This is a genomic window from Enterobacter sp. H2G27, assembly GCF_054403075.1.
The window spans coordinates 2,457,976-2,475,794 of sequence record NZ_JBSVSI010000001.1 but is presented as its reverse complement, the minus strand read 5'-3'; the positions used below and the strand labels follow the sequence as shown (position 1 = coordinate 2,475,794).

Sequence of the window (17,819 nt, the reverse complement as noted above, 5' to 3'; positions counted from 1 at the left end):
CCTAGCCTAAAGGAATGATATCGCCTTGCCAACCCTCTCCGCCGAGCGTGCCGGTCACCAGAAGCTCGCCCTCATCCGCGCGGACGATCAGCTGGCCTTTATCATCCCACAGCGCGCTGCCGCCGCAGGCGTTCGCCATTAGCACCGCGATAGCATATTTATGCGCGAAGCGCTGCAGGTTACTGATGGACTGCCGCCAGCGATTATCCCCCACCGACTGGCAGCTGGTAACAAGCGTTGCTCTGGGATCGAGATTGGGAGAATCGGGATGTGCATCAATGATGCTAAGGTGCTTGTCCCCCGGCACCAGGCTCGCTCCGCGCCCTTGCGGATAGCGCAAAATGCGATGGCGGGCAGGCGAAAACAGCACAAGACCTTTCTGTCTCTGCCCATCCTGATCCAGGGGGAGTCCCGCAATAACGGTAATCTGGTAAAAATGTGCCGCGTTAAGCAGCGGCTCCAGCTGCGCGTCATCGGGTGGGAAAGGTAGCGTCGGCGCGCCAGAGCCCGTTAAGGAGAGTTCAGGGAAGACCAGCAGATCGCACCCCTGCCGTGCGGCTTCGGCGATGAAGCGCAGGTGGTGCGTAACATGGTCATTCACACTCTGATGCAGCCCGCCATACTGGGCTGCCGCTATGTTCCAATGTGACATCGTGACTTCCTTATACACTGAGTCGCAGGGATATAAGAATACACCTAAATTTATCAGGGGTTTCTTATCCTGCCAGATTCCGCGTAAGGAAGTGTAACGACTCGTTAAGCTTATTTAACTTTAGGTTCGTACGGTAAACGGGAGAGGTTAACCGAGGCGAGACGGTGGGCGATTAATCTTTCGCGAAACCAGTCGCGCAGATGGGCGGGTTGTTCCCGTTCAACGACTTCAGCCACGACAGGCATGTTGTAACGCTCTTTGAAAGCTACGCCAGCGGCAGCGAGATCGACATTCACTTTATCCATCTCGTCCTGCGGAAGGGCGGCCAGATTGATCTTCATTACCTTCTCCTTTTTCTGCGGCGGCAACGTTACCGCGATTGCACGACGATGACAAGCGGAGGCAGGATGATCCTCGACTCGTTTATTATACAGCGTTATTCTTTAGCATACAGACATAACAAAAAGGAATGATTGCGATGGGTTTCTCCGCCTCCCGCGCGGTATGCGCACTGGTTTTTGTGGCCTCGACAATGATGGCGCCCTCCGCGCTGGCACATGCACATCTTAAACAGCAGAGCCCGGCAGCGGAGAGCGTGGTGAGCGCTCCGCAGGCGCTTACGCTGAATTTTTCAGAAGGCATCGAACCGGGGTTTAGCGGTGTGGTGGTAACGGATGCGCAAAAGCAGGTCATCAAAACGGGAACCGCCACGCGCGATGAAAAGAACAAGGCGCAACTCACCGTTCCGCTGGAACAAACGCTGACGTCGGGGACGTACCAGGTAGACTGGCATGTCGTCTCCGTAGACGGCCATAAAACCAAAGGCAGCTATCACTTTAGCGTGAAATAGCATGCTGGCGCTGTGTTATATCGGGTTGCGCTTTATCCATTTCGGGGCGCTGATGCTTGTTTTTGGCAACGCGCTTTACAGCGTCTGGTTTGCGCCTTCCTCTCTCCACCGCCTGATGTCCCGGCGATTTCAGCTGCAGCAGAAAGTGGCGGCCTTAATGAGCCTGGCGGCAGCGCTCCTGATGTTTATGCTTCAGGGCGGACTGATGGGTAACGGCTGGGGAGATGTGTTTGCCCCGCAGGTCTGGTACGGCGTAATGAGGACGCAGTTTGGCAGCGTCTGGCTGTGGCAAATCATACTCGCTGCGACCACGGTCGGCGCAGCATGGCTCGCACCGCTGAAAGGTTCGCGGCTGCTGTTGCTTACGATGGGCCAGCTTATCCTGCTGGCTGGGGTAGGGCACGCGGCAATGAACGACGGTCCGATGGGGGCGTTGCAGCGTCTTAATTATGCTTTTCACCTGATCTGCGCCGCAACCTGGCTTGGCGGATTACTGCCTCTGCTGTTCTGCATGCGTCTGGCTAAAGGACGCTGGCAGAATGCCGCCATTTATACCATGATGCGCTTTTCGCGCGTGGGCCATTACGCCGTCGCGGGCGTGCTGCTCAGCGGAGCGATCAATGCGCTCATGATACTGGGTGTCCATATTCCCTGGCAGGCTGGTTACGTACAGTTTTTGTTGTTCAAATGTGCGCTGGTGGCGTTGATGGTGGTAATTGCGCTGGCAAATCGGTATTTTCTGGTGCCACGGTTTCGTCCGGAGAGCGGGCGAGCACAACAGATTTTTATCAGGATGACGCAGGCAGAAGTGGTGCTGGGAGCGCTGGTGCTGGCAACGGTCAGTCTGTTCGCCACCTGGGAACCCTTCTGATAAGGTTAAATATCATATGAAAAAGACAGTACTTTCTCTCATCTTGCTGGCCTGTACGGGGAGCGCGCTTGCCGCACCGCAGGTTATCACCGTCAGCCGTTTTGAAGTGGGTAAGGACAAATGGGCTTTCAATCGCGAAGAGGTGATGCTGACCTGCCGTCCGGGCCATGCGCTGTATGCGATCAACCCGAGCACGCTGGTGCAATATCCGCTGAATGATATCGCAGAGCAGCAGGTAGCCAGCGGTAAAAGCAGCGGCCAGCCGATTAGCATTATTCAGATCGATGACCCGTCGCATCCGGGACAAAAAATGAGTCTGGCACCGTTTATCGAGCGCGCCGACAAGCTCTGCTAACGTTCGGGTTTACAATAAAAAACCGCAGATGCTTGCGAAAGCACTGCGGTTTTTCACATTTAATGATGCTCTGGCGCTTTTTTTCCGACCGCTTTAGCTGTGGACTGGAAAACCTGGCGTCGTCATCTATTCTTAAAAGGCAAGGCGACTTAGCCTGCATTAATGCCAACTTTTAGCGCACGGCTCTCTCCCAAGAGCCATTTCCCTGGACCGAATACAGGAATCGTATTCGGTCTCTTTTTATCTGTGTGTTTTTTAAAGCATTTTTCGGTGCTGACTCGACATCATCCGAAACTTTCTCGAACTTTCCATATCCTGTCTAAACCATAACATACTCAGGACCGCGTGCGTCCAGGGTTTTTTGGGATCTTTGTTAAAATTTTGTGGCCGAGCGACCGCTGAGCAAACGCCTCCTGACGTTCGAAAGGGCAACCCTTAAGTTAAATAATGAACGCGCTGAATTTGTCTTTGTGTTGGACAATGTACTCAGGGAAGTTTTCAACCGTTAGCTCTTGCCTGATTAACGTCCTGTCCCGCCCCCAGATATCTTCCGCGTTTTTAATGACCTTCATGATGTGTTCCGGGTTGTTAAACTCAGGGAGATCGTATTCAGTATGGGAAATGGTCGACATTTTTTCTGAGATGCGCTCGGGTGTCATCACCCATGAGAAATGCCAGCCACCATTTTCAATGATGCGGTTGTTAATCTTGAACCAGTTCCACTTTAGCCAGGACCAGTTTTTAACACTTCGGGTGCGTTTAAGATTCCTGAATGACTCAGGTTCACCGCCAAAGAAGTTAACGAGATTTTTATACTGGGTGGCTCTCGGTAATTTACATTTTCTTGGCGTGTTATCTGTATTAAAAACCTGCAGGTTAAACTGATAATTATAAAAATTCTGATAAATAGTAGTGCAGAGCTTTTTGGGGTTTATCGATGCTACTACCTGAGGTGAAAATATCTCGTCCACATCGGAAACTAAAATCAAATCATCATCGCTGGCATGGGACAAACCCTGCATGATGGCATTCCTCTGCGCGGCTTCATTTGCCCACGCATCCACTACCATTCCCTCTGGCAAACCCGGGATCACCTCTCGGGCCGGATGTGATTCTTCAGCGGCTTTCGTAATCGGTTCTTTATCATGCACAACGTAGATAATTTTATCTTTAAACTGACGGTATTTATTAATGTCAAAATGCAGCTGCCTCTTTTTACCGGTAAAGGTATGCGTTGACTCAACGATAACGAAGCGATCGACAACGTCCGCTAGCGTGTTCAGCCTGATTTCGAGAAGCATATCTTCATCGTAATATAAGAAGCAGTCATAGATCATTACCGAAGTCCCTCATTTGTGCGCCCACATTGCGCTTTTCCCAACGCATTCGCCGGTATCATTTCGCGCAATGCTAACTGAGCGCACTCGCCCTGCGCAATAGTACGCTGCTTTATCATTCATCTTTTAAACAGAATGCATCCACTATGCAGTGAGCGAAGACGCCAGCCAGGCTAAAAGTGGGACTTAATGGATACCTCTATTTCATCGAGCAGCTCAAAGCGACGGCGGTATTCTGCACGTTTTTTACTGGCGATCTCTTCAAGCGATTTACGCTCCATCTGTAGCGGCAGCTGCCAGCAGAAGGCCGAAAGCTTTTTACCGTCCAGCGATGCCCAAAATTCATCGTAGCTGGCATGGAAATGGCGACCTTTGCTCAGGCGATATCGCAACGCGCGGAAAACGTGACCCTCATCGCTGACGGCAAAAATCGCCCGGACGGATGACTGCGCAGCCAGCTGGAAGAGGACTTCCATCAACACCCGTTTGGGGAAAAGACCATGACAGGCGCGGGTGGCCTGTTTAATGACGTCTCGCGATACGCAGCGGCGGGGTCCCTGAAGCCCGCCAATCACCATGACTTGCTGACCGTTGCTGCGCGCGACGCTAAAGGTCAGGCTGGCCAGCAGCGTGTCCTCGTTGTCGCGTAGCCACAGCGTGCTTTCGCCTTCGCGCTCGGCTTTCCCCGCAGAGGAAGCATTGACCGTATAGGTTACACCGTCTTTTGCATGGAACTGCGCAACGGCTTGTTCCTGCGGGCTGGTCAGGGCCTGGGCGAGACCGCTCTCTTTCAGGCGGTCAATCCAGTAATAATGGTTAACGATAGCGTCGGCGCGATCGTTAGCCGTCAGGCCGCGCATCAGGTACTGCCGGTGGGTCTTGCTCGGCAATGTAATTTGAGAGGCCAGCAGCCTGTCAAAATCGTCGCGACCCGAAAGGGTTTCCAGCATGCGATGTGTAGAAGACCAGAACACCAGCGAACGTAACAGGAACTTCAGGCGATATTCGCGTTTGCGCCAGATCGGCCCCGGAACGCGTTTGCCGTTCACCAGCTCGGAAATAATATTTGTGCGATGCGGATAGAAAACATCGTTATGCAGGTGCGTATTAGACACGTGAAGACCCCTCTTTTTTTCTGCCCTTATTCTAAAGAGCCAGGAAAAGGGGATTAATAGCGCGAGGATCTTTATTTCTGTTTGGTTTACCGTTTGTTTGATTTCGTGATGACCACGCCTGTCCGTCGACTTTTCTACGGCAGCTATACTGTTTAAAGGAGGTGCTATGTATCAGCGAATTGAAGGTGGAATGTGGCGTCACGTCTGGGTTGTCAGCGATATACACGGTTGCTACCAGTGGCTAATGGATGAACTTAAACGCCGTCATTTTAATCCGTATGAGGATTTACTTATTTCTGTCGGGGATATGATCGATCGCGGCCCTGATAGCGTTAAATGCCTGCAGTTAATTAATGAAAAATGGTTTCGTGCCGTGCGGGGAAACCATGAGCAAATGGCGCTCGACGGTCTGGATAATAACGATTTTTCTCTCTGGATGATGAATGGCGGAATGTGGTTTTCGCGTCTTGAACGCGATCGGCAACAGCTTGCGCTGTCGTTGCTCGACGCCTGTCGCGACTTACCGCATATCATCGAGATAACCTGTGCGAACGGTCTGAATGTGATTGCCCATGCTGATTATCCGGCCGCGGAATACCGCTGGCAAAAACCGGTCAGTGACCAGCGCGTCTTATGGAACCGCGATCGGTTGATGGGGTTTATGGTGGGCAAAGGAGAGGGCATCAGCGGCGCGGATCATTTCTGGTTCGGACATACGCCCGTCGACAGAAGGTATGATTTTGACAATCTCCACTACATTGATACGGGTGCCGTATTTGACGGTTACTTTACGCTGGCGCAGCTGCAGTAATAAATAACCCGCCTTCGGGCGGGTTCTCTTTAGGTCAGGCAAGACGCATGACCCAGGCATCGGTTTTACTATCGTAATGCTCACGGTAAAGGACTGAATGTTCGCCATCAAGTATTGCCGGGACGCTGGTATCTGCATCCCATGCATCAAGCTGCATGCACAAATCCGGGTCGGATTTGCAGGGAATACTTAACGTTCGATCGCCTTGTGCTTCGCCGCGCAGCTCTGCGTCGTCGATCTCAAAAGCGCCAATACGCACGCTGGTTTTCGTCATAGTGCTCTCCGGGTCGGTTGTCAAAAATCTGGTATGACCAGTGTGGCCACCCATTTTTGATCGTAGACAAAGAGAGCAAAATCGCCAGTAAAAAAATGCGCTTTTTATCAATCCGTGCGATCGTTACCGGTAAACAGCCGACCGTCCCGAACCAGCTCGCGTGGATAGCTGTTTTTCAGCCTTGAGCCGACCTTTTTTGCCAGGCCCAGCGGGTATCCCTGATACGTCACAATCACTTCATCGCCTGATGGCGTGCTCTCCGGATAGACATCGCGACCACGGTACCACTCTTCGGCTTCCTGATGCGTCAGGGCAAAGGTATTGTCGCGTCCGGCAAGGGCGATTACGGCCTCATGCTGCCAGCGATACCCTTTATTATGCACTTCCGCCAGGCGGATCCCGATTCGGGAAAAACGGACCTTTCCGATGAGCGGCTCGATCTGTGCCGGGAACAGCCATATCTCTTTATCACGCATCCAGGGGCGCAGGCTCTCATCCCAGACCAGTCCCGCTTTTTTAGCGGCGGCTTCAAGCTGTGCGGTTTCTCGACCTTTAAGGGGGGAAAACGGGAAGTTACCGACCTTGAATTTAGGTGCGGGCAGGGGAGCCACCACCTGCGTTTTACGCAGACGCGCCACAAAGAACCCTTCGCAGTCGTAAATCTGCGGGAAAACATGGAGGAACCCCTCCGGGGTGACAGCCTCCTGTGCTGAGGCGAACAGATCGTCGAGCGGCAGAAACTCGACCGCATCCGGATATTGCGCTTGCAGCCACAGGCAGACATCTTCGTTCTCATCGCGGTTTAAGGTGCACGTCGAATAAACCAGCGTGCCGCCGGGGCGCAGGGCATGGAATGCGCTGTCGATCAGCTCTCGCTGCGTGGCCGCGATCTCAAGGTTGCTCTCAACTGACCAGTTTTTTAACGCATCGGGATCTTTACGCACCACCCCTTCGCCTGAGCAGGGGGCGTCCAGCAGAATGGCGTCGAAGACTTCCGGCAGGGCGGCGCCAAACACGCGTCCGTCGAAGTGCGTCAGGGCAACATTATGAATACCGCAGCGGCTGATGTTGGCATGCAACACCTTCACGCGGCTGGCGGAAAACTCGTTGGCGAGGATCGCCCCTTGATTACCCATACGGGCGGCAATTTGGGTGGTTTTTGAGCCGGGCGCTGCGGCAACATCCATTACGCGCTCTGGTGAATTGCCATCGGCAAACAGGGCGGCAACCGGCAGCATCGAGCTGGCTTCCTGAATATAGAACAGACCGCTCAGATGTTCAGCGGTACTGCCCAGCGGCAGTGAGGCTTCGTCATCGCGTTCTATCCAGAACCCCTCAGCGCACCACGGTACCGGCGTAAGCTGCCAGCCGTACGGAGCGACCAGCGCCAGAAAATCATCGACGCTGATTTTCAGCGTGTTGACGCGAATACTCCGGCGTAGCGGACGCTGGCAGGCGGCGATAAAATCGTCTAACGACAGGTGAGAAGGAAGCGCCTCGCGCATCTGCGCCAGGAATTGTTCAGGAAGAAATACGGAGTTTTGAGCCACGGGCACACCACAGGGAAAAATTCAGGTGCGCAGTGTAGCATAAAGGCTCCGGTGCGTTGACACCGGAGCCTGTCAGATTAACGCGGCAGGGCGGTTCCCCATTCGCGCCACTCTTTTGGTTCGCTCTCGAGCAGCAGGAAGTGTTTACCCGGCTGCGCTTTTGGCGCCAGCGGCGTTCCCGGCGGCGTGGCAAACGCGATACCGCCGCGAATGAACTGGTTGAAGGTGCCGGTTTTCACCACGCCTCCCGTCAGGCCAAAGTCCAGCGAATAGCCGGATGCCAGCCAGAATACCGAGTTATTTCGAACCAGGTGCTGGTAACGTTCGCTAATACGTAATGCCACCATCACGCGGTCGGAGAGCGTACCGAGCGTCAGGCCCGTGACCGTACCCACTTCAATACCGCGGAATAGTACCGGAGTGCCGATGTTCAGCGAGCCCGCTTCCGGCACTTCCACCACGATGCTCAGGCCGCCAAGGTAGCGCGAGTCGGTGATCGTGGCTTCCTGCAGCTCGAAATCACGGCGGGCATTGCCCTGGCCTGGCTCTACGTTGATGTACGGCTGCAGGATGGTGTCGAGATGCTCAACGCCCGCGGCCGAGATCTGCGGCGTCACCACCGAGAAGCGAGAGCCGGTGCGGGCGAAGGTCTGCACATATTCCGGGTAGAGCACGGCGGTGGCCTGCACCTCGTTGCGCGAGGTGATCAGCGTCAGCTTCTGGATCTGCCCGATATCAATGCCCAGATAGCGGATTGGCATGCCTTCCGCCAGCTTGCCGGCATCAAAGGCGTGCAGGGTAATCTGCCCACCCACCGCGCGGGCGGCGGTCTCGGACGGGAAGAGAATACGCTTATCGCCTTTACGCAGATTCGCGCCCGCGCCGCTGAGGTTATCGAAGCTAATCGCCCCCCGCAGCGCGCGTGACAGCGGAGAGGCCTGTACGGTGAGCCCGTTACCGTTAAGCTGAACTTTCGCGCCGCCTTCGGCCCAGAAGACGCTGTTTGGCGTCAGCAGCTTGCGGTACTCCGGCTTGATGTGCAGTTCGATATCGAACGCGTCCGCACGCGGGCGAACGGTGATCACTTCCCCGACTTCAAACTTGCGATACAGCACCACGGAACCCGCCTGTACGTCCGGCAGCGTCTCGGCGCTTAAGGTCAGCGTGGTGGTAGGAAGATCGCTCAGGCTGTTTTCAACCGCTTTCTCCAGGTTGGCATACAGCGGATAGCTGTCGCGCACGGGGCCTTTATTCCCCGGCAAAATGCGGATACCGCCGTTAACCCATTCGCTGGCGCTGGCGCCGAGGAACTCCACGCCGTCCAGACCCACCTTCACGTCGACGCGACTGTTCACCACGAATTTGCTATCGCCATGCACCAGGTCGCTGTATTGCGGATCGATGGCGACCGAGAAAGTCACGCCATTCGCGGAGAGCTTACGCTCCAGCACCTGACCAACCTGCACGCCGTGTAAAATTAACGGCTGTCCGGCTTCGATACCGTAACTTTCTGGCGCATTCAGCGTGACCGTCACTACGCCCGGCTTTTGCAGCAGGGCTTTATCAGCCGGGGCAATCACGAAGCTATTGCTGGGTTCACCTTCGCCGGGGATGAGCTCAAACGTATTGCCGGTCAACAGCGTGCTGAGGCTGGCATCGTTCAGAGAGAGCTTTGGACTGCGCATTTCGATACGCGTTTTCTCGCGCAGGAGATCGACCACGCTCGGGTCGACCGTCATTTCGCCGGTGACCGAGCCGCCCGGGTTGAGGGTCATTTTGGTGAGCTGACCAACCTGCAATCCCTGATACATCAGCGGTGTTGAACCCGCTTTTAGCCCTTTAGCATCGGGCAGGGCGAGTTTGACGATCACGCCGCGCTGGCTGTGCGCCAGGTCAGCGTACAATCCAAATGAATCATCAGCGGTGGCAGGGCTTGAGTTTTCCGGCGAGTCAAAGGCAATGGCACCATTAACCAGCGCGGCCAGACTCTCCAGCTTCACTTTCGCACCGCTCAGGCTGAGATCCGCGTCCACGCCGGACACGTTCCAGAAGCGGCTGCCTTTTTTCACCAGATTGGTGAAGCGACGCTCGATCAGCACGTCAATGGTGACGCCCTGTTTATTTGGGTTGATCGCGTAATCGTACACACGGCCAACCGGGATTTTGCGGAAATAGACCAGTGAGCCACTGTTCAGAGAACCGAGATCCGGCGCCTGCAGATGGATCATTAAATCGCCGTTATTGAGGCGGTACTTCGGCTGTGTATCCAGGGCAACAAAGTGATCCCGCGGCTCTCCTTTACCCGGCATCATGCCAATATAGTTACCGCCCACGAGCGCATCCAGCCCGGACACACCGGCCAGAGAGGCTTTTGGCGTCACCAGCCAGAACTGCGTTTCGCTGCGCAGGGCATCCTGCATGTCAGATTTAATACTGACCCGCACCTGAATCTTGTTCAGCCCTTTTCCAAGAGAGATGTCCTGAACCGTACCCACTTCAACCCCCTGGAAGCGAACGGGCGTTCGCCCGGCGACGATGCCGTCGGCGGTCTGGAAATCAATGGTGACGGTGCTACCGCGATCTTCATAGCTCGTCCAGATAAGCCAGCCTGCAATCATCAGGGCGATGACGGGCAGCAACCAGAATGGCGAAATGCGGCGTTTTGTTTTAATTCTCGCTTCAGTCGGCGAAGCGGGGGTTTCCTGACTCATGTGCATCCCAAAGTAAGCGGCTATCCAGCCATTCCACAGCAAGAATAGTCAATATCACCGCAGAGCCGAAATAAAAAGCCGCGGGTCCCATTGTAAAAGCAAGTAACTGGTCGCGATTGATGAGAGACATCATCAGCGAAATTACGAACAAATCTAACATTGACCAGCGGCCAATCCAGGTGACGAATCGCAGAAGCAGAATGCGGGTTCGTAAGCCTTGTTCACACTTTAAGTGAATGCTGATGAGCAGGGTAATCATCACCACCACTTTGGTAAAGGGAACCAGAATACTGGCAATAAAAACGATCGCCGCCACCCCGACATTGCTGTGCGCAAGGGAGATTATCCCGGAGAGGATAGTATCCTCCTGTCGTCCGCCATTCACGTAAATGATGGAAATAGGCAGCATATTGGCGGGGATCAGAAACACCAGGGAGGCGATCAGCGCCGCCCAGCATTTTTGCAGGCTGTTGTGTCGACGCAGCCTTAATGGAATGTGGCACCGCGGGCAGCGTCCGCGCGGGTCGGGTAACCCGGTATAGTGGCAACCCAGACAGACGCGCAGATTTTCATCGGGACGGGTGGCGGGGCGCTGCGGGTAAAATCGCTCCCAGAGCTGCTCAACGTTCAGGTGTATCAGCGTCAGGATGCTCAGCAATACCAGACAGATGAAGGCAAAGAGTCCGATGCCGGGCTGCAAAAAGGCATAGTCCTGTACCTTTATTGACGCAACGCCCACGCCGACCAGATAAATATCCAGCATCACCCACTCTTTGAGTTTATCCAGCATCAGCAGCACCGGGCGAAGGTTCATGCCGAGAATATTGCCAAACCAAAGATAGGCAATGGCGGCGACCAGCACCAGCGGCGCGCCAACGGTGCAGAACAGCACCATGGCGGCGGTGATGGGATCGCCCTGACGGGTCATCTGCCAGATACCCTGCAGCACGTTGGCGTCAATGCGCACGCCAAGCAGGTAGAGTTTCAGCAGCGGTTCGCTCCAGGCGAAGGGCATCAGCAGCAGCATGGTGACGGCCATGGCGGCGAGGCGGGTCAACGACCAGTCGCGACCATCGCGAATTTTAGCGTCGCAGCGAGGACAAAAGGCACTTTGGTGCGATTTCATCTTCGGCAACATAAAAAGCGTATCGCACTGGGGGCAACGCTGATAATGTGCACGAGGCAAAGCTTCGCTTACCGTATGGACAGTTATCTTTCTCGTCGGCGTAATTTTGGTTGTTTTTAAGGCCATCAGCTGCGCACAAATAAGTATTGTTGAAAGTTATAATAACTCATGAACGGATTCATCTTGAGCATGAGCGCATTTAATGCTTATTTTAATAGGCTATGCGGTAAATTTGTAAGACAACTAAGTGATTGAATAATGAACAAAACAGAATTCTACGCGGATCTGAACCGCGATTTTAAGGCATTGATGGCGGGTGAGACCAGCTTCTTAGCCACTCTGGCAAATACTAGCGCATTGCTGTTTGAACGTCTCTCTGACGTAAACTGGGCTGGCTTTTACCTTCTGGAAGGTGAAACGCTGGTGCTCGGTCCGTTCCAGGGCAAACTGGCCTGCGTGCGTATTCCGGTAGGGCGTGGCGTATGCGGCACGGCGGTGGCAGAGAATCAGGTCCAGCGTGTGGAAGATGTCCATGCGTTTGACGGACACATTGCCTGTGATGCCGCCAGTAATTCTGAAATCGTTTTGCCGCTGGTGGTCAAAAATCAGATTATTGGCGTTCTGGATATCGACAGTACGGTCTTCAGTCGCTTTACAACCGAGGACGAACAGGGGCTGCGCGAGCTGGTGGCGAATCTGGAAAACGTACTCGCTGCAACCGATTATCAAAAATTCTTTGCGAGCGTCGCAGGATAATCAACGGATAACGTAGCATTTACTGATAGCGTCATTATAATGACGCCTGTTCATGCCTGCGCTTGTTGGCAACGTCCGTTGTAATCAGGAAATTTCATGGAAAATCAACCTAAGTTGAATAGCAGTAAAGAAGTTATCGCATTTCTGGCCGAGCGTTTCCCGCAGTGCTTCAGCGCGGAAGGTGAAGCTCGTCCCCTGAAAGTCGGTATTTTTCAGGATCTGGTGGCGCGTGTTGAAGGGGAAATGAACCTCAGCAAAACTCAGCTGCGTTCCGCCTTACGTCTTTATACTTCGAGCTGGCGTTACCTGTACGGTATCAAACCAGGCGCTACCCGCGTGGACCTCGACGGCAACCCTTGCGGTGAGCTGGACGAGCAGCACGTTGAGCACGCGCGCAAGCAGCTTGAAGAAGCCAAAGCACGCGTTCAGGCACAACGTGCAGAACAGCAGGCGAAAAAACGCGAAGCCGCCGCGGCAAACGGCCAGGAAGAAGCGCCTCGTCGTGAGCGTAAACCGCGCCCTGCGCCGCGCCGTAACGATAATAACGATCGCAAACCGCGTGCAGACAAACCAGCAGCAAAAGCCCCGCGTGCCCCTCGTGAAGAGCCGCGCCATACGCCGGTTTCTGACATTAACGCTCTGAGCGTGGGTCAGGCGCTGAAGGTAAAAGCGGGTAACAATGCTATGGACGCCACCGTACTGGAAATCACCAAAGATGGCGTTCGTGTACAGCTGACTTCTGGTATGTCAATGATTGTACGCGCAGAACACTTGTTGTTCTGAAACGGAGGCCAAGCCTGGCATGAACACTTTTTTTAAGCTCACCGCGCTGGCGGGTCTGTTTGCTATAACAGGTCACGCTTTTGCAGTGGACGATATCACGCGTGTTGATCAAATTCCGGTACTCAAGGAAGAGACGCAGCACGCGACGGTGAGCGAGCGCGTGACCTCACGTTTTACCCGCTCGCACTATCGTCAGTTCGATCTCGATCAGGCCTTTTCGGCCAAAATCTTTGACCGCTATCTGAACTTGCTGGATTACAGCCATAACGTTTTGCTCGCCAGCGATGTCGAGCAGTTCGCTAAGCGCAAATCCGAGGTGGGTGACGAGTTGCGTTCAGGCAAGCTGGATCTGTTCTACGATCTCTATAACCTGTCGCAAAAGCGTCGTTTTGAACGCTATCAGTACGCGCTTAAAGTGCTGGAACGTCCAATGGACTTCACCGGCAACGACACCTTTAATCTGGATCGCAGTAAAGCGCCCTGGCCAAAAGATGAAGCCGAGCTGAATGCGCTTTGGGACGGCAAAGTTAAATACGACGAACTGAGCCTCAAGCTGACCGGCAAAGACGAAAAAGAGATCCGTGACACGCTGACGCGTCGTTATAAATTTGCTATCCGTCGTCTGGCGCAGACCAACAGCGAGGATGTTTTCTCACTCGCGATGACCGCCTTTGCGCACGAAATCGATCCGCACACCAACTATCTCTCTCCGCGCAACACTGAGCAGTTTAATACCGAGATGAGCCTGTCTCTGGAAGGTATCGGCGCGGTACTGCAGATGGACGATGATTACACGGTGATCAATTCAATGGTCGCGGGTGGCCCGGCATCCAAAAGCAAAGCGATTAGCGTAGGCGATCGCATTGTGGGGGTTGGACAAACCGGCCAGAACATGGTCGATGTGATCGGCTGGCGTCTCGATGACGTAGTTGCGCTGATCAAAGGTCCGAAAGGCAGCAAGGTACGTCTGGAAATTCTGCCTGCCGGTAAAGGCACCAAAACCCGTATTGTTACCCTGACCCGCGAGCGTATCCGTCTGGAAGACCGCGCGGTGAAAATGTCGGTGAAAACCGTGGGTAAAGAGAAGGTAGGTGTCCTGGATATTCCTGGCTTCTACGTGGGGCTGACTGACGATGTGAAAGTTCAGCTGCAGAAGCTTGAAAAGCAGAACGTTAGCAGCATCATCATCGACTTGCGTAGTAACGGCGGCGGTGCGCTGACGGAAGCGGTTTCACTCTCTGGCCTGTTCATCCCATCTGGCCCGGTGGTTCAGGTGCGCGATAACAACGGTAAAGTGCGCGAAGATGCCGACAACGACGGTGTGGTCTACTACAAAGGCCCGCTGGTGGTCCTGGTTGACCGCTTCAGCGCTTCCGCGTCTGAGATCTTTGCCGCTGCAATGCAGGACTATGGCCGCGCGCTGATCGTCGGTGAGCCAACCTTCGGGAAAGGCACCGTTCAGCAGTACCGCTCTCTGAATCGTATTTACGATCAGATGCTGCGTCCGGAATGGCCTGCGCTGGGCTCGGTTCAGTACACCATTCAGAAATTCTACCGCGTGAACGGCGGCAGTACGCAGCGTAAGGGCGTCACGCCGGACATCATCATGCCGACTGGCACCCAGGAGACGGAAACCGGCGAGAAGTTTGAAGATAACGCGTTGCCGTGGGACAGCATCAATGCCGCGACTTACGTGAAGGCGGGTGATATGACCCAGTTTGGCCCTGAACTGCTGAAAGCGCATAACGACCGCATCGCGAAGGATCCGGAATTCCAGTACATCATGAAGGATATTGCACGATTCAATGCCCTGAAAGATAAGCGGAATATTGTTTCTCTGAATTACGCACAGCGTGAGAAAGAGAACAACGAAGACGACGCAACTCGCCTGGCGCGTATCAACGATCGCTTCAAGCGCGAAGGTAAGCCTCTTCTCAAGAAACTGGACGATCTGCCAAAAGATTACCAGGAGCCGGATCCGTATCTGGACGAGACGGTGCATATCGCTCTCGACCTGGCGAATCAGGAAAAAGAGAAACCTGCCGTACAGCCCGCTCCGGCAAAATAACCTCCTGACAGGCACAAGAAATTGTGCCTGTTTCTTTTTGTTCTGCATCCTTCCGTCAGTCAGATTTCCAATTGTGTAAAGTTGTGTCTTTCTGGTGACTTACGCCCGTTTGATGCTTGAAAATAGCCGCAATACCCATACGATGTGGGTAATCGCATAGTGCGTTTTGTTAAACTGAGGTAAAAAGAAAATTATGATGCGAATCGCGCTCTTCCTGCTCACCAACCTGGCGGTTATGGTGGTTTTCGGGCTCGTGCTAAGCCTGACAGGAATTCAGTCGAGCAGCGTTCAGGGTCTGTTGATTATGGCGCTGCTGTTTGGTTTTGGTGGCTCGTTCATCTCCCTGCTGATGTCGAAGTGGATGGCACTGAAATCGGTGGGTGGTGAGGTTATTGAACAGCCGCGTAACGATATGGAACAGTGGCTAATGAATACGGTGGCTCAGCAATCCCGTCAGGCAGGGATCGCCATGCCGCAGGTGGCGATTTACCATGCCCCGGACATCAACGCTTTTGCCACGGGCGCCCGTCGCGATGCGTCGCTGGTGGCCGTCAGCACCGGATTGCTGCAGAACATGAGCCGTGACGAAGCCGAAGCGGTTATTGCCCACGAAATCAGCCATATCGCCAACGGTGACATGGTGACCATGACCCTGATTCAGGGCGTGGTAAACACCTTCGTGATCTTCATCTCCCGTATTCTGGCGCAGATCGCGGCAGGCTTTATGGGCGGAAACCGTGACGAAGGTGAAGAGAGCAACGGCAACCCGCTGATCTACTTCGCCGTTTCGATGGTTCTGGAGCTGGTATTCGGTATTCTGGCCAGCATCATCACCATGTGGTTCTCCCGCCACCGTGAATTCCACGCGGATGCCGGCTCGGCGAAGCTGGTTGGTCGTGAGAAGATGATTGCCGCGCTGCAGCGCCTGAAAACCAGCTATGAGCCGCAGGAAGCGAACAGCATGATGGCCTTCTGCATTAACGGTAAGTCCAAATCGCTGAGCGAGCTGTTTATGTCTCACCCGCCGCTGGATAAACGTATTGAAGCGCTGCGCAGTGGGGAATACCTTAAGTAAGGCAAAGAACCCTACTAAGCCGGGCAGGAGAGCACTCCGCCCGGCTTTTTTTATGCCTGAACCCTGGGCTGGGTCACCCGCAGGCCGCTGACGATAGCTGCGAGGGTGGCAAGTACACCGGCGGTGAGGAGTGCAACATGGTTGCCGTTTTGGCCTGCGAGGTTAAACATCAGGGCGACCAGCGCCGCACCGCTGCTTTGCCCCAGAAGTCGAGCGGTCCCCAGCATGCCGCTGGCACCTCCACTGCGATGGCGCGGCGCGGAGGTGATGATGGTGTGATTGTTAGGGGACTGGAACAGGCCAAACCCTGCGCCGCACAGGATCATGCGCCAGATGATGTCCAGATCGGTTGGCGATGACGGCAGCAGAGCCAGCGCGAAAAGGCCTGTCGCCAACACCGCCAGCCCCAAAGCGCCCAATAAACCGGCATGGACGCGTTCAATGAGGTAACCTGCCAGCGGCGCCATCACCATTGTCGCCAGCGGCCAGGGGGTTAACAGCAGGCCGGTCTCCACTTCTGAACGGCCTACCACGCTCTGCAAAAAGAAGGGCAGAGAAACCAGGGCCAGCATCTGGGCGCAGAAGGAGCAGACGGACGTGCAAATGGAGAGGGAAAAGAGGGGGATACGCAGCAGGTCAACGGGCAGTAAAGGCACAGGGAGAGTGAGCTGGCGGCGAACAAAGAAGAAGCCGATCGCCAGCAGGGCGATAAGCTCCACACCGGTAAGCATCAGGGACTGTCCCTGCGCAAAGCCGCTCAGCGCCGTAATCAGCAGGCCAAAGGTCAGGGCATTCATCACCGCACTCGCCACGTCGAAGCGCGGCATGGTGCTTTTGGGACCGTTAGCGGGTAGAAAGCGCAGGGCAAAGAAGATGGCGACAATACCCAGCGGCACGTTAATGGCGAACAGCCATTGCCATGACGCAACGGAAAGGATCGCCGCCGCAATGGTTGGTCCGGCGGCGGAAGAGACGGCGACAATAAAAGAGTTTATCCCCATACCGCGCCCCAGATGGCGTTGCGGATAAATTAAGCGGATCAACGCCGTGTTTACGCTCATGAGCGCCGCGCCGCCAAAACCCTGCGCTATGCGGGCAAGCGTCAGGGTATGCAGTGAATCTGAAAGGGCGCATAACAACGACGTAAAGGTGAAAACCACCAGACCGCACTGATACACCCGACGGTAACCGAACATATCGCCCAGGAAAGAGAACGAGAGCAGGGAAACCACGATCGCAATCTGGTAGGCATTAACTATCCATATCGAACTGGCGGGAGAGGCGTGCAGGTCGCTGGCGATGGTTGGCAAGGCAACGTTCGCGATTGCGCCGTCAAGGACGGCCATTGAGATACCGATAATGATGGTGGCTATCGCGCCATACCGCTGGGGTAAAGGCAGGCCATCGGAAAGGGTCTTTTCCATTAAGATTAAAAAAGCTCAGCGTGAAATTATTCTCAGGATAACTATTTTAGCATTGTTACAG

The 17,819-nt window shown here is 54.5% G+C and carries 17 protein-coding genes; 8 read left to right on the top strand and 9 right to left on the bottom strand.

What is annotated here, in order from left to right; genetic code table 11:
* Position 1: 1 nt before the first annotated feature.
* Both ACW9E7_RS11750 and ACW9E7_RS11745 read right to left on the bottom strand, forming a co-directional pair.
* Positions 2–652: a nitrilase-related carbon-nitrogen hydrolase gene (locus tag ACW9E7_RS11750; RefSeq protein WP_458727812.1), complete on the bottom strand. Its 651-nt coding sequence runs from the start codon at positions 650–652 to the stop codon at positions 2–4.
* Between the two features lie 110 nt (positions 653–762).
* Positions 763–993 carry a DNA polymerase III subunit theta gene (locus tag ACW9E7_RS11745; protein ID WP_008500465.1) on the bottom strand — a complete coding sequence of 77 codons (231 nt, stop codon included), beginning with the start codon at positions 991–993 and terminating at the stop codon, positions 763–765.
* Between the two features lie 137 nt (positions 994–1,130).
* On the opposite strand from ACW9E7_RS11745, the gene yobA reads away from it, so the two are divergent.
* The 3 genes from yobA to ACW9E7_RS11730 are packed head-to-tail and all read left to right on the top strand — an operon-like array spanning position 1,131 to position 2,728.
* Entirely contained in the window at positions 1,131–1,502 is a 372-nt protein-coding gene (gene yobA / locus ACW9E7_RS11740; RefSeq protein WP_458727811.1) for a CopC domain-containing protein YobA, read from the top strand.
* Position 1,503: 1 nt separating this feature from the next.
* Positions 1,504–2,373, top strand: coding sequence for a copper homeostasis membrane protein CopD (copD, locus tag ACW9E7_RS11735; RefSeq protein WP_458727810.1), 870 nt, complete (start codon positions 1,504–1,506; stop codon positions 2,371–2,373).
* 16 nt (positions 2,374–2,389) lie between these two features.
* Positions 2,390–2,728 (top strand): YebY family protein, encoded by a 339-nt coding sequence (locus ACW9E7_RS11730; protein ID WP_111964807.1) that lies wholly within the window; start codon positions 2,390–2,392, stop codon positions 2,726–2,728.
* 440 nt (positions 2,729–3,168) lie between these two features.
* On the opposite strand, the gene ACW9E7_RS11725 is transcribed toward ACW9E7_RS11730, so the two are convergent.
* Positions 3,169–4,065, bottom strand: a complete 897-nt coding sequence (locus ACW9E7_RS11725) for a glycosyltransferase family 17 protein (RefSeq protein ID WP_133294683.1) — start codon at positions 4,063–4,065, stop codon at positions 3,169–3,171.
* A gap of 173 nt (positions 4,066–4,238) precedes the next feature.
* On the bottom strand, positions 4,239–5,180 hold the full coding sequence (locus ACW9E7_RS11720; RefSeq protein ID WP_458727809.1) for a VirK/YbjX family protein: 942 nt from the start codon (positions 5,178–5,180) through the stop codon (positions 4,239–4,241).
* 166 nt (positions 5,181–5,346) lie between these two features.
* On the opposite strand from ACW9E7_RS11720, the gene pphA reads away from it, so the two are divergent.
* Entirely contained in the window at positions 5,347–5,991 is a 645-nt protein-coding gene (gene pphA / locus ACW9E7_RS11715; RefSeq protein WP_458727808.1) for a protein-serine/threonine phosphatase, read from the top strand.
* A gap of 34 nt (positions 5,992–6,025) precedes the next feature.
* Here the strand turns inward: pphA and ACW9E7_RS11710 are convergent, their stop codons facing one another.
* From ACW9E7_RS11710 to yebS, 4 genes are all read right to left on the bottom strand, one after another.
* Positions 6,026–6,265 carry a YebV family protein gene (locus ACW9E7_RS11710; protein WP_008500472.1) on the bottom strand — a complete coding sequence of 80 codons (240 nt, stop codon included), beginning with the start codon at positions 6,263–6,265 and terminating at the stop codon, positions 6,026–6,028.
* A gap of 107 nt (positions 6,266–6,372) precedes the next feature.
* Positions 6,373–7,815, bottom strand: a complete 1,443-nt coding sequence (rsmF, locus tag ACW9E7_RS11705; protein ID WP_127731434.1) for a 16S rRNA (cytosine(1407)-C(5))-methyltransferase RsmF — start codon at positions 7,813–7,815, stop codon at positions 6,373–6,375.
* A 77-nt stretch (positions 7,816–7,892) separates the two neighbouring features.
* Positions 7,893–10,526, bottom strand: a complete 2,634-nt coding sequence (locus ACW9E7_RS11700) for a PqiB family protein (protein ID WP_302235259.1) — start codon at positions 10,524–10,526, stop codon at positions 7,893–7,895.
* Positions 10,495–11,778, bottom strand: coding sequence for a membrane integrity lipid transport subunit YebS (gene yebS, locus ACW9E7_RS11695; RefSeq protein WP_458727807.1), 1,284 nt, complete (start codon positions 11,776–11,778; stop codon positions 10,495–10,497). The genes ACW9E7_RS11700 and yebS overlap by 32 nt, the downstream gene beginning before the upstream one ends.
* A 132-nt stretch (positions 11,779–11,910) precedes the next feature.
* On the opposite strand from yebS, the gene ACW9E7_RS11690 reads away from it, so the two are divergent.
* From ACW9E7_RS11690 to htpX, 4 genes are all read left to right on the top strand, one after another.
* Positions 11,911–12,408, top strand: coding sequence for a GAF domain-containing protein (locus ACW9E7_RS11690; RefSeq protein WP_008500476.1), 498 nt, complete (start codon positions 11,911–11,913; stop codon positions 12,406–12,408).
* Positions 12,409–12,504: 96 nt separating this feature from the next.
* On the top strand, positions 12,505–13,191 hold the full coding sequence (proQ, locus tag ACW9E7_RS11685) for an RNA chaperone ProQ (RefSeq protein ID WP_028018656.1): 687 nt from the start codon (positions 12,505–12,507) through the stop codon (positions 13,189–13,191).
* 19 nt (positions 13,192–13,210) lie between these two features.
* Positions 13,211–15,259 (top strand): carboxy terminal-processing peptidase, encoded by a 2,049-nt coding sequence (gene prc / locus ACW9E7_RS11680; protein WP_025910096.1) that lies wholly within the window; start codon positions 13,211–13,213, stop codon positions 15,257–15,259.
* Positions 15,260–15,452: 193 nt separating this feature from the next.
* Positions 15,453–16,334: a protease HtpX gene (htpX, locus tag ACW9E7_RS11675; protein WP_014884290.1), complete on the top strand. Its 882-nt coding sequence runs from the start codon at positions 15,453–15,455 to the stop codon at positions 16,332–16,334.
* A 50-nt stretch (positions 16,335–16,384) separates the two neighbouring features.
* On the opposite strand, the gene ACW9E7_RS11670 is transcribed toward htpX, so the two are convergent.
* Entirely contained in the window at positions 16,385–17,758 is a 1,374-nt protein-coding gene (locus ACW9E7_RS11670) for an MFS transporter (protein ID WP_458727806.1), read from the bottom strand.
* Between the last annotated feature and the right edge of the window lie 61 nt (positions 17,759–17,819).

Bases quoted from the DNA above. Each gene is read 5' to 3' on its own strand.
- ACW9E7_RS11750 (WP_458727812.1), bottom strand. From the start codon at position 652: ATGTCACATTGGAACATAGCGGCAGCCCAGTATGGCGGGCTGCATCAG.
- ACW9E7_RS11745 (WP_008500465.1), bottom strand. From the start codon at position 993: ATGAAGATCAATCTGGCCGCCCTTCCGCAGGACGAGATGGATAAAGTG.
- yobA (WP_458727811.1), top strand. From the start codon at position 1,131: ATGGGTTTCTCCGCCTCCCGCGCGGTATGCGCACTGGTTTTTGTGGCC.
- copD (WP_458727810.1), top strand. From the start codon at position 1,504: ATGCTGGCGCTGTGTTATATCGGGTTGCGCTTTATCCATTTCGGGGCG.
- ACW9E7_RS11730 (WP_111964807.1), top strand. From the start codon at position 2,390: ATGAAAAAGACAGTACTTTCTCTCATCTTGCTGGCCTGTACGGGGAGC.
- ACW9E7_RS11725 (WP_133294683.1), bottom strand. From the start codon at position 4,065: ATGATCTATGACTGCTTCTTATATTACGATGAAGATATGCTTCTCGAA.
- pphA (WP_458727808.1), top strand. From the start codon at position 5,347: ATGTATCAGCGAATTGAAGGTGGAATGTGGCGTCACGTCTGGGTTGTC.
- ACW9E7_RS11710 (WP_008500472.1), bottom strand. From the start codon at position 6,265: ATGACGAAAACCAGCGTGCGTATTGGCGCTTTTGAGATCGACGACGCA.
- ACW9E7_RS11700 (WP_302235259.1), bottom strand. From the start codon at position 10,526: ATGAGTCAGGAAACCCCCGCTTCGCCGACTGAAGCGAGAATTAAAACA.
- yebS (WP_458727807.1), bottom strand. From the start codon at position 11,778: ATGGCCTTAAAAACAACCAAAATTACGCCGACGAGAAAGATAACTGTC.
- ACW9E7_RS11690 (WP_008500476.1), top strand. From the start codon at position 11,911: ATGAACAAAACAGAATTCTACGCGGATCTGAACCGCGATTTTAAGGCA.
- proQ (WP_028018656.1), top strand. From the start codon at position 12,505: ATGGAAAATCAACCTAAGTTGAATAGCAGTAAAGAAGTTATCGCATTT.
- prc (WP_025910096.1), top strand. From the start codon at position 13,211: ATGAACACTTTTTTTAAGCTCACCGCGCTGGCGGGTCTGTTTGCTATA.
- htpX (WP_014884290.1), top strand. From the start codon at position 15,453: ATGATGCGAATCGCGCTCTTCCTGCTCACCAACCTGGCGGTTATGGTG.
- ACW9E7_RS11670 (WP_458727806.1), bottom strand. From the start codon at position 17,758: ATGGAAAAGACCCTTTCCGATGGCCTGCCTTTACCCCAGCGGTATGGC.